The sequence below is a fragment of the Acinetobacter sp. XS-4 genome, from assembly GCF_023920705.1.
GTDB lineage: Bacteria > Pseudomonadota > Gammaproteobacteria > Pseudomonadales > Moraxellaceae > Acinetobacter.
Genome location: NZ_CP094657.1, coordinates 4,123,125 through 4,138,407, shown reverse-complemented (window position 1 = coordinate 4,138,407; position 15,283 = coordinate 4,123,125). Strand labels below are relative to the sequence as shown.

Below are 15,283 nucleotides of genomic sequence, written 5' to 3'. Positions count from 1 at the left end.
AAGGCGTGTTTATTCATTAACAGATTGGCAAAATTGAGTCTGAAATAAATTGTTCACTCAAGAGTTTAGATTAAGCAATTGATCTAAATGAATTGAGAACTAGCAAATTAACTGAATCAAGCGTTTTGGTATATGAATTAGATTGAAGCTGTACAGTGTTTAAGTACACAGGCAACAGATAGTAGCGATGAAGAATCGCACGGACAACACTCACTTGTAGGTGTTGACGACTGTTTGGGGTTGTATAGTCAAGTAATTAAGTGCATGTGGTGGATGCCTTGGCAGTCAGAGGCGATGAAAGACGTAATAGCCTGCGATAAGCTCCGGGGAGGCGGCAAATATCCTTTGATCCGGAGATTTCTGAATGGGGGAACCCACCTACTTTAAGGTAGGTATTGCAACATGAATACATAGTGTTGCAAGGCGAACGAGGGGAAGTGAAACATCTCAGTACCCTTAGGAAAAGAAATCAATTGAGATTCCCTTAGTAGCGGCGAGCGAACGGGGATCAGCCCATTAAGTTATGTGTGTTTTAGTGGAACGCTCTGGGAAGTGCGAACGTAGAGGGTGATATTCCCGTACACGAAAGGGCACACATAATGATGACGAGTAGGGCGAGGCACGTGAAACCTTGTCTGAATATGGGGGGACCATCCTCCAAGGCTAAATACTCCTGACTGACCGATAGTGAACCAGTACCGTGAGGGAAAGGCGAAAAGAACCCCTGTGAGGGGAGTGAAATAGATCCTGAAACCGCATGCATACAAGCAGTGGGAGCCGACTTGTTCGGTGACTGCGTACCTTTTGTATAATGGGTCAGCGACTTATATTCAGTAGCGAGGTTAACCGTATAGGGGAGCCGTAGAGAAATCGAGTCTTAATAGGGCGTTTAGTTGCTGGGTATAGACCCGAAACCAGGCGATCTATCCATGAGCAGGTTGAAGGTTGGGTAACACTAACTGGAGGACCGAACCCACTGTCGTTGAAAAGCCAGGGGATGACTTGTGGATAGGGGTGAAAGGCTAATCAAGCCTGGTGATAGCTGGTTCTCCCCGAAAGCTATTTAGGTAGCGCCTCGGACGAATACCATAGGGGGTAGAGCACTGTTTCGGCTAGGGGGTCATCCCGACTTACCAAACCGATGCAAACTCCGAATACCTATGAGTACTATCCGGGAGACAGACTGCGGGTGCTAACGTCCGTAGTCAAGAGGAAAACAATCCAGACCGCCAGCTAAGGCCCCAAAATCATAGTTAAGTGGGAAACGATGTGGGAAGGCATAGACAGCTAGGAGGTTGGCTTAGAAGCAGCCACCCTTTAAAGAAAGCGTAATAGCTCACTAGTCGAGTCGGCCTGCGCGGAAGATGTAACGGGGCTAAAACTATGTGCCGAAGCTGCGGATTTGACTTTAAGTCAAGTGGTAGGGGAGCGTTCTGTAAGCCGATGAAGGTGTATTGAGAAGTATGCTGGAGGTATCAGAAGTGCGAATGCTGACGTGAGTAACGACAAAACGGGTGAAAAACCCGTTCGCCGAAAGACCAAGGGTTCCAGTCCAACGTTAATCGGGGCTGGGTGAGTCGACCCCTAAGGCGAGGCCGAAAGGCGTAGTCGATGGGAAATTGGTTAATATTCCAATACTTCTGTGTAATGCGATGAGAGGACGGAGAAGGTTAAGTCAGCCTGGCGTTGGTTGTCCAGGTGAAAGGAAGTAGGCATGCATCTTAGGCAAATCCGGGGTGCTCTATGCTGAGATCTGATAGCAAGCTGTACTTGTACAGCGAAGTGGCTGATACCATGCTTCCAGGAAAAGTCTCTAAGCTTCAGTTACACAGGAATCGTACCCTAAACCGACACAGGTGGTCAGGTCGAGTAGACCAAGGCGCTTGAGAGAACTCTGCTGAAGGAACTAGGCAAAATGGTACCGTAACTTCGGGAGAAGGTACGCTGTTGTTGGTGATGGAACTTGCTTCCTGAGCTGATGACAGCCACAGAAACCAGGCCGCTGCAACTGTTTATTAAAAACATAGCACTCTGCAAACACGAAAGTGGACGTATAGGGTGTGATGCCTGCCCGGTGCTGGAAGGTTAATTGATGGGGTTAGCGTAAGCGAAGCTCTTGATCGAAGCCCCAGTAAACGGCGGCCGTAACTATAACGGTCCTAAGGTAGCGAAATTCCTTGTCGGGTAAGTTCCGACCTGCACGAATGGCATAATGATGGCGGCGCTGTCTCCAGCAGAGGCTCAGTGAAATCGAAATCGCTGTGAAGATGCAGTGTACCCGCGGCTAGACGGAAAGACCCCGTGAACCTTTACTGCAGCTTGACATTGAACTTTGACCTTACTTGTGTAGGATAGGTGGGAGGCTTTGAAGTTGGAACGCTAGTTCCAATGGAGCCGTCCTTGAAATACCACCCTGGTAATGTTGAGGTTCTAACTCTGCCCCGTAATCCGGGGCGAGGACCATGTCTGGTGGGTAGTTTGACTGGGGCGGTCTCCTCCTAAAGAGTAACGGAGGAGTACGAAGGTGCGCTCAGCGTGGTCGGAAATCACGCGTAGAGTATAAAGGCAAAAGCGCGCTTAACTGCGAGACCCACAAGTCGAGCAGGTACGAAAGTAGGTCTTAGTGATCCGGTGGTTCTGTATGGAAGGGCCATCGCTCAACGGATAAAAGGTACTCTGGGGATAACAGGCTGATACCGCCCAAGAGTTCATATCGACGGCGGTGTTTGGCACCTCGATGTCGGCTCATCTCATCCTGGGGCTGAAGCAGGTCCCAAGGGTATGGCTGTTCGCCATTTAAAGAGGTACGCGAGCTGGGTTTAGAACGTCGTGAGACAGTTCGGTCCCTATCTACCGTGGGCGCTGGAAATTTGAGAGGATCTGCTCCTAGTACGAGAGGACCAGAGTGGACGAACCTCTGGTGTACCGGTTGTGACGCCAGTCGCATCGCCGGGTAGCTATGTTCGGAAGGGATAACCGCTGAAAGCATCTAAGCGGGAAGCCTACCTCAAGATAAGATTTCCCTAGGACTTTATGTCCTCTAAAGAGCCGTTCGAGACTAGGACGTTGATAGGTTGGATGTGGAAGCATAGTGATATGTGAAGCTGACCAATACTAATTGCTCGTGAGGCTTGACTATACAACACCCAAGCAGTTGTATATAAAGCATCAATCGATTCATTAATGTACAAAGCAACTTGATTTAGTTATATGCTTAGCTAAAATGAACAAATAAAGTAAGATTCAATCAGCCCATCTGTAAAGTTTTGGAAAACGCATCGGCACATTAAGACCAATGCAAGTATCCATACCAGTTGTGCTGGCGACCATAGCAAGAGTGAACCACCTGATCCCTTCCCGAACTCAGAAGTGAAACCTCTTAGCGCTGATGGTAGTGTGGGGTTTCCCATGTGAGAGTAAGTCATCGCCAGCTCATTATTCTAAACACCCCCTACTTAATCGTTGGGGGTGTTTTTTTGTGCGCGGAATTAGTGAGAAAAATAAAACTGAAAATATTATGAAAGATTCGTGCTATAAATAATTACATAGTTAAAGTTTTAAAATCAGATTTGCATACTAAGTCTGTTCTATGAATATAATAATGATGAAGTTTGTTATTTTTAGGTGCTTACGTGAAAATTAATTCCTTCTCTTCAATACCTGAGGATGATGAAGAACTCTCTCTCCCTGAATTAGTCTATTGGGCTTCTTTAGGTGATTTAGATCAGGTAGAGCAATTACTTTTAGAAGGACAAGATCCTAATCAGGTAGATGATGAAGGCTATAGTGCTTTGCAAGCAGCTGCTGAAAATGATCATTTAGAGATAGTTAAACTCTTGGTAGGAAAAGGTGCTCAAGTCGCTTATAAAAGCGAATATACAGCGCTACAGCTTGCAGAAATGGCTGGTAATATAGACGTAGTAAATTATTTAAAAAGCTTATAAAAAAAGGCCTCTTAATTTGATTATAGAGGCCTTTTAAAATTTAAGATAAATGATATTTCTGTAGTTTCTCAACAATTGATTGAAGTCCTTTTACTTCAAATTCATTAGCTTCGAATTTTTCATCTTTATTGCGTTTAAATATATCCCGAATCTCTATTACAGCGTTGGGATCAATGATACTTAAACTTGAGGTGACTTGACGTATTTGGCTAATAGAGCGAGAACCATTCGTTGAACCATAACCAATAAATGCAGCTGGTTTATTACTCCATTCTTTACCTACATAGTCCAGAGCATTTTTTAAAGCTGGACTGTAGCCATGGTTATATTCGGGGCTAATAAAGATAAATGCATCAGCTTTGGCAATTTTATCTGCCCATTCTTGTTGTTTAGGTTGATCATAAATTCCGGTAGCGGGTGGGTGAGATCCTGAAAATAGAGGTAAATCCCATTCTTTTAAATCAACTACTTCGGTTTGGAAATCATTTAGACTCAATGTTGGAATTGTTGATTTTAGCCAATTGGCAATTTTAATGGCTGTACGGCCTTCACGAACACTTCCCACGACAATATAGACCAGCATGTATTTTTCCTAAGGATTTTTATACTTATAACTTAATTCATTATATGGGTAGCTGAGAATATAGAATTTGTAAGGATTCTTATGTTATGAAAAAAATTAAATAATAAAAAGCCCTCATTGAGAGGGCTTTTTATTTACATGAGTTTAATACCTTGTTGGCCTTCAGGAGTAACCTTGAATATTTCTACTTCAAAGGTAATATTTTTTCCGGCTAAGGGATGATTAAAATCAATTTCTGTAATGTCATCATTAACTGACTTCACTACACCAAATAACGTTGTTTTTGCCTTATCTTCAAATTCGATCATGTGACCAGGAATAGGGCGTTGTTCAAACTTAACTGTATCGAAAGTTTGAATATTTTCCTGATTCCATGGACCGAATGCATCTTCTGGTGGAAGGTGTACTGTACGACGGTCACCAGCACGTAAACCAAATAATGCTTTTTCAAAGCCTGGTAAAAGATTTCCGTCACCAATAGTCAAGCTAACAGGTTCTTCACGGTTACGTGTATTATCAATTTCTACACCATTTTCAATAGCGACAGAAAAGTGTAGATCGACTTTAGAGCCGTCTGTAATACGAATTTCTTCGTTAGGTTGGATAATTTCGGTCATATTATGCATCCGAATTTTGGTTGCGTTGCTTCTCAAGGAAAAATGTATCGATGAGTAGCAAGATGGTACCTAAGGTAATAGCACTGTCCGCAATATTAAAAGCTGGAAAGTGATGATTTTGGTAATAAACATGAATAAAATCGACTACATAACCTAGGGTAATACGGTCAATTAAATTGCCTAAAGCTCCACCTAAAATTAAAGCGATGGCTACAGGTAGCACCACCATTTTTTTAGGCATACGAAGCAACCAAAATACAAAAAGGATTGAAACTAAGCCTGCTAAAGATGTGAAGAAATAGCGTTGCCATCCTCCTGCATCAGATAAAAAGCTAAAGGCTGCACCATAGTTATGTAATAGTGTCCAGTTTAAAAATGGAAGCACAGGCACTGGATCTGCGTAGTTCAGATGCGTACTTGCAATCCATTTTGTCCATTGATCCAACACAATGGCAAGGACAGAAAGTCCAAGCCAAATGAGGTTGTGTGGATAAAACTGGAATAAGCCTTTTTTAGCTTGTGAATTAGGCATATTTTCTCACTTCGCCACGACCAGTGACGTTCACAATACAACGACCACATAAACCTGGATGATCGGCATGTGTATTTACATCTGGAAGGACATGCCAGCAACGTGCACATTTTTCGCCTTCAGCTGCAGATATTTGTACACGTAAGCCTTCCATTTCAGTTGCCTCACCTTGTTCAGCAAATGGATGTACTACTACTTGAGAAGTAATAAGAACAAAACGGAGTTCATCAGCCAGTTGGTTTAAAACTGTTTGTAATGATTCATTTGCCCAAAGTTCAACTTTGGCTGAAAGATTACTGCCGACAAGTTTAGCGTTACGAGCTGCTTCAATCTGTTTATTTACTGCAGATTTTACGCTAATCAATGTTTGCCAATCTTCTTCAGAAAGCAGGTTTGCTTTTGATGAAACAGGCAAGTCATACCATTCTGAAGTAAATACATACTTTTCAGTTTGTTCTGGAATGAGTGGCCATGCTTCTTGAGCAGTAAAGCTTAAGATTGGGCTCATCCAACGGATAAATGCTTGAACAATATGATAAAGCGCTGTTTGTGCAGAACGGCGTGCCTGAGAATCTGCTTTAGTGGTGTATTGACGATCTTTGATAATGTCTAGGTAGAAACCACCTAAGTCATTAATACAGAAGCTTGTTAACGCACTACATACCACATGGAAGTTCATTTCTTCATAGGCAGTAATAATCGTTTGTTGTACTTCATTTGCACGCTGCAAGATATATTGATCTAGAGCAATTAAGTCATCGATAGCTAAAGCATCTGTGCTCGGTTTGAAACCATTTAGGTTAGCAAGCAAGAAACGTAGCGTATTACGAATACGACGATAGCTATCACTTACACGGCTAAAGATTTCTTTAGATGCTGCGATTTCATAGCGATAGTCACTAGAAGCTACATATAAACGTAAACCATCAGCACCAAGCTGTTTAATGATTTCTTCAAGCGGAATGTAGTTGCCTAAAGATTTCGACAATTTACGACCGTTTTCATCCACTGTAAAACCATGTGTTAACAAGGCTTTATATGGTGCACGATTATGAATTGCCATAGATGTTAATAAAGAAGACTGGAACCAGCCACGGTGTTGGTCTGAACCTTCTAAATATAAATCTGCAGGACTTTCTAATTCTTCACGTTGCTCAAGTACAGCATAATGCGTTGTACCAGAGTCGAACCATACATCTAGCGTATCGCGAATAGCGTTATATTGTGCAGCGTCTTCACCAATGAAGTCTTTCGCGTCACGTTTGAACCATGCTTCGATACCTTCTTGTTCGATCAGTTGAGCAACTTCTTCGATAAGTTCAGGTGTACGAGGGTGTAATTCGTTCGTATCTTTATGAACGAAGAAAGGAATTGGAACACCCCAAGTACGTTGACGTGAGATACACCAGTCCGGACGACCTTCAATCATTGATTCAATACGGTTTTTACCCCAATTCGGTACAAACTCGATATCATTTTCAATCGCGTTAAGCGCACCTTCACGTAAACCTTTTTGATCCATGTTAATGAACCATTGTGGTGTAGCACGGAAAATAATAGGAGTTTTGTGGCGCCAGCAGTGTGGGTAGCTGTGTTTAATTGGTTGATGAGCCCATAAACGACCTACAGCACCTAAAGCTTCGATAATCTTTGGGTTGGCTTTATAGATGTGCTCACCAGCATAGATTGGAGCAGTTGGTAAATAAACACCGTTACCACCGACTGGATTATCTACTGTAAGGTTGTATTGAAGACCTACTTTATAGTCGTCTGCACCATGGCCAGGCGCTGTATGTACTGCACCTGTACCGCTCGTTGCGATAACGTGCTCACCTAAAATCACTGGAACTTGACGATCAGTGAGTAAAGGATGTTGTAAGGTAAGATTTTCAAGTTTGTTGCCAGTAAAGTCTGCTAAAACTACTGGATTTTCAAGTTTATAACGTTCAATTGCTGAAGTAACTAAGTCTTTAGCAAGAATGAAGTTTTGCTTGCCACGCTCAGTAGTTACTTGTACCAATTGATATTCAATTTCGGCATGCAAAGCAACGGCTTGGTTAGCAGGTAATGTCCACGGTGTAGTCGTCCAGATCACGATATCTGTTGAGTCTTGAACTTCTACATTTAAACGAGTACTTAAATCTTTGAGATCTACAACGCCAAATCCAACGTCAATTGCGTCAGATTTTTTATCTTCATATTCAACTTCAGCTTCAGCAAGTGCTGAACCACAGTCCATACACCAGTTCACTGGCTTTAAGCCCGGCTGGATATGACCATTTTTCTGGATTAAGCCTAAAGTACGAACAATATCGGCTTCTTGTTTATAGTTCATGGTGAGATAAGGATTATCCCAGTCACCTAAAATACCAAGACGTTTAAAGTCAGTACGCTGTAAATCAATTTGTTTTAGAGCATATTCACGGCAAAGCTTACGGAAAGTAGCTGCGTCAACTTTTTCGCCAACTTTACCTACTTTTTCTTCAACTTTTAGCTCGATTGGCAAGCCATGACAGTCCCAACCCGGAACATAAGGTGCATCGAAACCTGCCAAAGTACGGCTTTTTACAATCACGTCTTTGAGTACTTTATTGACTGCGTGACCTAAGTGAATTGTACCGTTCGCATATGGAGGGCCATCATGCAAAATATATTTTTTCTTGCCAATACGCGATTCACGAATCTGCTGATAAATGTTGTCGGTATACCACTCTTCTAACCATTTCACTTCACGTACTGCCAAATTTGCTTTCATTGCAAATTGAGTATCTGGCAGGTTTAGCGTGGCTTTGTAGTCCACTGCATTCTCAGGAGTTTGCTTATCGCTCATGCAAGTTTTCATCCAGTTTAATCAGCTTGGGAGCCGACATGTTTTACAATCAAAATTCGAATTAAAAAGGAAATTGTGTCGTGTCGTTACGGTATTGTCGTAACTGCTGCACGTCATTATCAATTCCTGCCTTAAGTGCCTCAAGCGAAGGGTAGTTCAATTCACCATGAAGATAGTGAAGGAAAGTCACCCGCATAAATAAGCCATACAGATTAGCAGAAACATCAGGGAAATGTACTTCTAATCTCCACTCTGGATGTTCTTGCTGAATGGCTGGACGTGTACCGACATGCCCCGCGCCATATAGGCTGTTTTCATGATATCCGGCAATTCCCGGTTTTTCAGGTGTATCTTGACGCACTTTTTGAGTGAGTGAAGTTGTTTCACAAATGACTTCAACACCATAAATCCCATTTAAACACGGCTTGTGGCGGTTGAGGCGAACGTTAATGGTTGGAAAATCCAGAGTTCGGCCAATTTGGTCGCCATATTGGACACGTCCGGTAATACTATAAGGACGGCCTAATAATTTAGCTGCTAAGGCAAGATTTCCTGCCTGAAGAACTTGGCGAACACGAGTTGAACTTACGCGTTCACCTTCGAGTTCAATCGTATGTAGATTTGTGACCCCAAATCCGTAATCTTTTAAAAATTCGCTGTTGCCTTGACGGTCTTTGCCGAAATGAAAGTCATCTCCTAAAACCAAAGTTTGCGCGTTTAATTTATCTTTTAATAAGTCTGCAAAGGCAGATGCACTCAGGCTACGGAAATGCTCATCAAATTTAGCAACTGCAATGTAATCAACCCCAAGCTCGGCTAGATATTCAACTTTTTCCCGTAGTGAATTGATACGAGGAGGAGCATCGTAGCCCTTAAAGAATTCAAGAGGTTGTGGCTCAAAAATCATAACCAATGTTTTTAAGCCTTGTGCTGCAGCAATTTTTTTGAGTTGAGCAATCATCGCTTGGTGACCTAAATGGACACCATCAAAATTACCAATAGTTACCGCTGTTTGAGGTAACTGAAAATTGGGCGATAACGCATTAAGACGAAGCAGTTTCATGAACTTAAAATATGGCTATTTTTGCAAGGGCTATATATTGCCATAATCTCACAGATTCGTCTTGTTGTTGTGTTTTTACTCAGTTATTTTTCAATATGAATATCTTTATATCTAAAATACTGATGAATTAAATAAAAATAAATCAATTTTTCTTATTAAGAGTTTGCTCTACTATATCTTTATCCACTCTTTGATTAGAGAATTAAGATGAAAAAACCTTTTTACCAATTAAATCATAGCAAAGATGTTATACGACATTTTACCCCAAATTGGTTTACAGCGACTATGGGTACTGGTGTGGTCAGTATGATTTTAATTCAGCTTCCATTTGCTCAATCGTTTTTATTCACGTTAGCAACTTTGTTATGGCAATTTAATATTGTTTTATTTAGCGTTTTTTCTGCTCTCTATTTATTGCGATGGTTTCTTTTCCCTCATGAAGCGAAGCAAATATTTAACCATCCAAATATGAGCTTGTTTTTAGGCGCTATCCCAATGGGGCTCGCTACAATATTGAATGGCTTTTTAAGCTTCGGTATTGGGCTTTACGGTGAAGTTGCGATACATATTGCTCAAGCTTTATGGTACATCGATGTCTTTTTAGCGCTAGCAATTGCGTGGATCGTACCGTTTTGTATGTTTAGCCGTCAGAACCATCAGCTACATACGATGACCGCAATCTGGTTATTACCAGTGGTTGCCTGTGAAGTAGCAGCAAGTTCAGCAGGCATGTTAGTCGCTCATTTACCAGCAGATTTGCATAGCTTTCATTTATTAATGGCTGGCTACGTACTTTGGGGAATTTCTGTTTTACCAGCGTTTGCTATTTTGACAATTCTAATGTTGCGTATGGCTTTGCATCAATTACCTGAAAAAGAAGTCGCAATTTCTAGCTGGCTTTCTTTAGGCCCGATTGGTACTGGTGCATTAGGTTTGTTGTTACTAGGTGAGCAAGCCCAAAGAGTAGCGCCAAATGTAGGATTTCACCAATTTGCGAATGTCTTTCAAGCTTTAGGAATTGTAGGCAGTCTGGTGCTTTTAGGCTTCGGGTTATGGTGGTTGGGTCTTGCGATTTTAACAACGCTTCGTCACGCAAAGACAGGTATTCCATTCAACTTAGGTTGGTGGGGGTTAACTTTTCCATTAGGCGTATTTATTTTGGCGCTATTTAATTTAGGGCATCAGGTTGAAATCGTATTTTTACAATATGTTGCTGTGGCATTGAGTCTTTTATTATTAACAATGTGGGGCGTGGTAATGAAGAAAACGCTAGCAGGCGCATATAGCGGCCAACTGTTTTTCTCTCCTTGCTTAATCGCCTTACAACAAAAAATGCAGTAATGATGAAAAGGTGCAAAAAGCTTTTGCACCTGATTTATACTTATTTTCTAATTTATTTAATTTTGATTTGAGCTTTTTGAATGAATACCGATATTGCTTTAATTATGGCGCTTCCTAATGAATCTAAAGGTTTGTTTGAACAAGCAGGTGTTGAAGTCCATTACAGTGGTATAGGTAAGATTAATGCTGCCTTTAAAGCATTTGAGGTTATTCAAAAAACAGGATGTAAAACTTTAATTAACTTGGGTACAGCTGGAAGCTCTGCATTTAATCGACATGATTTAGTCGAGGTGAAGACTTTTGTACAACGTGATATGGATGTTTCACCCTTAGGGTTTGAAGTAGGTGTAACGCCATTAGATGATCACTTGGCAGCAGAGATTCATCTTCATTCGCATTTTACTGATTTACCAAAAGCAATTTGTGGAACTGGTGATTCATTTGAAACGGGTCAGCCAAAAGTAGCTTGTGATGTGGTGGATATGGAAGGCTATGCCTTGGCCAAAGTCTGCCATAAGTTAGGTGTACGCCTGATTTCGGTGAAGTATATTACTGATGGGGCAGATGACACGGCACATGTGGATTGGGAAGAAAATTTATTATTAGGTGCTCAAAAACTTTTGGCTCTTTATCAAAATCACTTCTAAAAAAAGATCGGCAAATTTGCCGATCTTTTTTTTGTTTTAACGAGGCAATACGCCGTAGAGCATCAGGTGGACTGTATGCTCAATTGAGCGTTGGAACATGCTTCGGTTACGAAGTGTTTTTCCGGTCACCATTTCCATTTGGGTTGCAAAATCTGCGTAGTTTTGCGTAAGGCCCCAAATATTTAAAATTAATAATTCTGGGTCGATATCTGGTGAAATTTTCCCTTCTTCCTGCCACGTCTGAATGACTTTAGCTTTGCGCTTAAATAGTTTTTTTAATGGCCCTTTGAGTATAGGTAAAATATGCGGAGCGCCTTGAATGATTTCTAATGCAAACAATCTAGATGCTTTCGGTTGGCTACGAGACAGTTCGATTTTTTGTATTAAATAGTGAGATAAGGCTTCGGCTGGTTCTAATTCAGATTCTAAAGTTTGTAAGGGAGCCAACCATTTTTGTAAAACAGTTGTGAGCACTTCTACATATAAAGACTCTTTATTTTCGTAGTAATAGAAAATATTCGACTTATGCATGTCGGCGAGTTGGGCAATTTCATCCAGACTTGCGCCAGTGAACCCATAGACTGAAAATACGTCAAGGGCGGCAGCAAGAAGCTGATTGCGCTTTTGGGTACTCTTTTTTTGTTCCATCTGCTGCATAATTAAAAAAATAATATTCCCATTGTAAGGGAAATTGTTTGATTTGTGCACAGGTGTCTTGCTTTTTTAATCAAAAAACGGCTAGTTATTTGCGTAATAGATATACTATTGTGCAAAAAATAGTGAGATTCACTAGTTTATTGTTATTCTTAAAAATATTTTTTAAATTTCGCCCTAAAAAAGAGCAATAAAACAGCAGTTTTATTGCTCGTAAATTGGGTGTTTTTCGGTTAAACAGTTCTCATTATTCATCACAACCCTAAGTTGCCAAAACCGCATCGAGTACTTGTTGCTCAAGTTGGGAAAAACTAATACTTTTTTTACGAGGACGTGGCAAATTAACTTGGAAACTTTGAGCAATTTGCCCCTTATCTAATAAGATAATACGGTCAGCTAATTGTACTGCTTCACTTACATCGTGTGTGACTAAAATGGCAGTAAAACCTTGCTCTTTCCACAAGCGCTCAATCAAGCTTTGCATCTCAAGACGAGTTAGGGCATCTAATGCACCTAAAGGTTCATCTAACAACAAAATACGTGGTGTATGAGATAATGCACGTGCTAGGGCTGTACGCTGACGTTGTCCACCTGAGAGTTGTGAAGGCCATTGCCCAGATTTTTCTTTTAAACCGACTTTTTCCAGTAATTCTTCCGCTAAAGAATGTTGGGCTTTAGGTAAACCCAGTTGAACATTTTGAAGGATATTTCTCCAAGGAAGTAGGCGTGGGTCTTGGAACATTACTCGAATATCATCGTTAGTAATGCCTTCACGCAAATGTCGGGCAGATTTGAATTTGATTTCCCCAAAACTGGCTTTTTCAAGTTGAGCAATTAAACGTAGTAACGTACTTTTGCCACAGCCACTTCGACCAACAATTGCTAAAAACTCACCTGGCTGAATGTGTAGGTCAAGATCTTCAAGGACCTTTACCTCGCCATAGAATTTATAAAGTTGCTCAATCAGAATCTCTGCACCTAATGTCGGTTCTTGTGATTCTGCTGGACTTTCAGGAATGAGCTGCACTTCATTTTGATTAATATTTAAATTCAGATTTGTCATGTTCTAAGCTCCCTTATTTCTGATATCCAGAGTGCCAACGTAGTAAATAGCGTTCTAAAAGTTGTGCTAAAACATCTGCCAGTTTGCCTAGTAAGGCGTAAAGAAGAATACCGACCAGAACGACATCTGTTTGTAAAAATTCACGTGCATTCATGGTCATATAACCAATACCTGCTTGAGCCGAAATGGTTTCAGCGACAATGAGCAATACCCAAACCAAACCTAAAGCAAAACGTAGACCCACTAAAATAGAAGGCATTGCACCTGGAAGAATAATTTCTTTGTAGAGCTGCCAACGTGAGAGTCCGTAGCTTTTGCCCATCTCAATCAATTGAGGGTCAACTGATCGAATACCGTGATAGGTATTGATATAAATTGGAAAGAAAACGCCTACTGCGACCAAGAATAATTTCGCTGTTTCATCAATACCGAACCATAAGATTACGAGTGGAATAAGTGCTAATGCGGGAATGTTGCGAATCATTTGCAAGGTTGTATCGAGCAGGGTAGAGGCGAAGCGTGAAGAGCCATTAAGTAAACCTAAGAGTAAACCTAAGCCACCACCCACCAAAAGTCCAAGCAAAGCGCGACCAGCACTTACCTTAACGTGATGCCATAATTCTCCACTAACGAGTAAGTGCCAAAAAGCAGAAACGACGGCAGTCGGTGCTGGTAAAATGCGACTTTCTAAAAGACCTGAACTTGAGGCAATTTGCCAAACAACCAAAAGAACAATTGGGAAAATCCAAGGCAGCAAATGCTGCCCGATTTGTTTTGTTCCACGTGAAACAATACTTTCATCTTTACTCATGCAGGCTCCTTGACGGAATCATTTTGCTTCTTCTCGTCTGGAACATAGTTGTTAGCAATAATTTCACCGAATGGGCCGGTTAAATTAGGTTGAGCAAGTTTGGCGCGAGTTTCGATTGGTAGTAGTGGAAATACTAATTCTGCAAACCGGATAGACTCTTCAAGATGCGGATAGCCAGAGAAAATAAAGGTATCAATACCTAAATCAGCATATTCCTGAATGCGGGCAGCGACTGTTTCTGGATCACCTACAAGTGCTGTACCAGCGCCACCACGGACTAAACCAATACCCGCCCAAAGGTTTGGAGATACTTCAAGTTTGTCTCGATTACCGCCGTGAAGAGCTGCCATACGCTGTTGACCTACAGAGTCCATCTGCGCAAATTTTTTCTGTGCCGCAGCAATAGTTGCATCATCAAGATATTGGATAAGTTCGTTAGCTGCTGCCCAAGCTTGTTCATTGGTTTCGCGAACAATCACATGTAAGCGAATGCCGTAAGTTAATTTACGGCTTTTAGCCTCAGCTTTGGCACGAACATGTTCGATCTTTTGTTTGACTGCTGCTGGGGGTTCACCCCAAGTGAGATAAGTATCCACTTGCTCAGCTGCAAGATCGACAGCGACGTCTGAAGAGCCACCGAACCAAAGTGGTGGATAAGGCTTTTGCACAGGTGGATAAAGCAGTTTTGCATCGTCCACTTGTAAGCGTTCGCCGTGAAAGGTAAATGCTTCACCTGTATGTGAGCGTGTCAAAATTTCACGCCAGATTTTTACATATTCATTGGCAGTTTGATAACGGGTCGAGTGATCTTCATATAAACCATCGCCGCGCAGTTCAGCTTCATCACCACCAGTCACTAGGTTGAGTAACACGCGACCATTCGACAAGCGATCAAATGTTGCAGCCATGCGAGCTGCCAATGCAGGTGTTGTTACACCTGGACGTAACGCGACTAAAAACTTAAGGTGCTGAGTTGCATCAATCAGGCTAGCCGCCGTAATCCAAGGATCTTCACATGAACGACCTGTTGGAATAAGTACACCTTCATAACCTAAATTATCTACTGCCACAGCAATTTGCTTCATATAGGCATGGTCAACCTGACGAGCACCTTTACTTGTACCTAAATAGCGACTATCACCGTGGGTAGGAATAAACCAGAAAATTTTCATGTGCATTACCTATATGTCTATTGAAA

General features: G+C 41.6%; 12 protein-coding genes and 2 rRNA genes. 5 read left to right on the top strand and 9 right to left on the bottom strand.

Annotation, left to right across the window (positions count from 1 at the left end; translation table 11 throughout):
• Window positions 1–246 precede the first annotated feature (246 nt).
• The 3 genes from MMY79_RS19235 to MMY79_RS19225 all read left to right on the top strand — a co-directional run bounded on the left by MMY79_RS19235 (window position 247) and on the right by MMY79_RS19225 (window position 3,944).
• Window positions 247–3,139, top strand: a 23S ribosomal RNA gene (locus MMY79_RS19235).
• A gap of 179 nt (window positions 3,140–3,318) precedes the next feature.
• Window positions 3,319–3,433, top strand: a 5S ribosomal RNA gene (gene rrf / locus MMY79_RS19230).
• 199 nt (window positions 3,434–3,632) lie between these two features.
• Entirely contained in the window at window positions 3,633–3,944 is a 312-nt protein-coding gene (locus MMY79_RS19225; protein ID WP_252611038.1) for an ankyrin repeat domain-containing protein, read from the top strand.
• Between the two features lie 40 nt (window positions 3,945–3,984).
• On the opposite strand, the gene MMY79_RS19220 is transcribed toward MMY79_RS19225, so the two are convergent.
• The 5 genes from MMY79_RS19220 to ribF form a co-directional block, all read right to left on the bottom strand.
• Entirely contained in the window at window positions 3,985–4,527 is a 543-nt protein-coding gene (locus MMY79_RS19220; RefSeq protein ID WP_252611036.1) for an NAD(P)H-dependent oxidoreductase, read from the bottom strand.
• 134 nt (window positions 4,528–4,661) lie between these two features.
• On the bottom strand, window positions 4,662–5,144 hold the full coding sequence (locus MMY79_RS19215) for a peptidylprolyl isomerase (protein WP_252611034.1): 483 nt from the start codon (window positions 5,142–5,144) through the stop codon (window positions 4,662–4,664).
• 1 nt (window position 5,145) lies between these two features.
• The gene (lspA, locus tag MMY79_RS19210) at window positions 5,146–5,676 is read right to left on the bottom strand and encodes a signal peptidase II (RefSeq protein ID WP_003655819.1); all 531 of its coding nucleotides are present in this window, start codon (window positions 5,674–5,676) and stop codon (window positions 5,146–5,148) included.
• Complete coding sequence (gene ileS / locus MMY79_RS19205) at window positions 5,669–8,506, bottom strand: isoleucine--tRNA ligase (protein ID WP_252611032.1); 2,838 nt, start codon at window positions 8,504–8,506, stop codon at window positions 5,669–5,671. The genes lspA and ileS overlap by 8 nt, the downstream gene beginning before the upstream one ends.
• Window positions 8,507–8,567: 61 nt before the next feature.
• The gene (ribF, locus tag MMY79_RS19200; protein ID WP_252611030.1) at window positions 8,568–9,569 is read right to left on the bottom strand and encodes a bifunctional riboflavin kinase/FAD synthetase; all 1,002 of its coding nucleotides are present in this window, start codon (window positions 9,567–9,569) and stop codon (window positions 8,568–8,570) included.
• A 207-nt stretch (window positions 9,570–9,776) separates the two neighbouring features.
• Here ribF and MMY79_RS19195 point away from each other — a divergent pair, with 207 nt between their 5' ends.
• Both MMY79_RS19195 and MMY79_RS19190 read left to right on the top strand, forming a co-directional pair.
• A complete protein-coding gene (locus MMY79_RS19195; protein ID WP_252611028.1) occupies window positions 9,777–10,910 on the top strand; it encodes a TDT family transporter in 1,134 nt (377 codons plus the stop codon).
• An 80-nt stretch (window positions 10,911–10,990) separates the two neighbouring features.
• A complete protein-coding gene (locus MMY79_RS19190) occupies window positions 10,991–11,557 on the top strand; it encodes a 5'-nucleosidase (RefSeq protein WP_252611026.1) in 567 nt (188 codons plus the stop codon).
• A gap of 36 nt (window positions 11,558–11,593) precedes the next feature.
• Here the strand turns inward: MMY79_RS19190 and MMY79_RS19185 are convergent, their stop codons facing one another.
• The 4 genes from MMY79_RS19185 to ssuD all read right to left on the bottom strand — a co-directional run bounded on the left by MMY79_RS19185 (window position 11,594) and on the right by ssuD (window position 15,257).
• Window positions 11,594–12,214: a TetR family transcriptional regulator C-terminal domain-containing protein gene (locus MMY79_RS19185; RefSeq protein ID WP_003655809.1), complete on the bottom strand. Its 621-nt coding sequence runs from the start codon at window positions 12,212–12,214 to the stop codon at window positions 11,594–11,596.
• A gap of 259 nt (window positions 12,215–12,473) precedes the next feature.
• Complete coding sequence (locus MMY79_RS19180) at window positions 12,474–13,274, bottom strand: ATP-binding cassette domain-containing protein (protein WP_252611024.1); 801 nt, start codon at window positions 13,272–13,274, stop codon at window positions 12,474–12,476.
• A 13-nt stretch (window positions 13,275–13,287) separates the two neighbouring features.
• Complete coding sequence (gene ssuC, locus MMY79_RS19175; protein ID WP_252611022.1) at window positions 13,288–14,085, bottom strand: aliphatic sulfonate ABC transporter permease SsuC; 798 nt, start codon at window positions 14,083–14,085, stop codon at window positions 13,288–13,290.
• Entirely contained in the window at window positions 14,082–15,257 is a 1,176-nt protein-coding gene (gene ssuD / locus MMY79_RS19170) for an FMNH2-dependent alkanesulfonate monooxygenase (protein ID WP_252611020.1), read from the bottom strand. Before ssuD ends, ssuC begins: the two co-directional genes overlap by 4 nt.
• Between the last annotated feature and the right edge of the window lie 26 nt (window positions 15,258–15,283).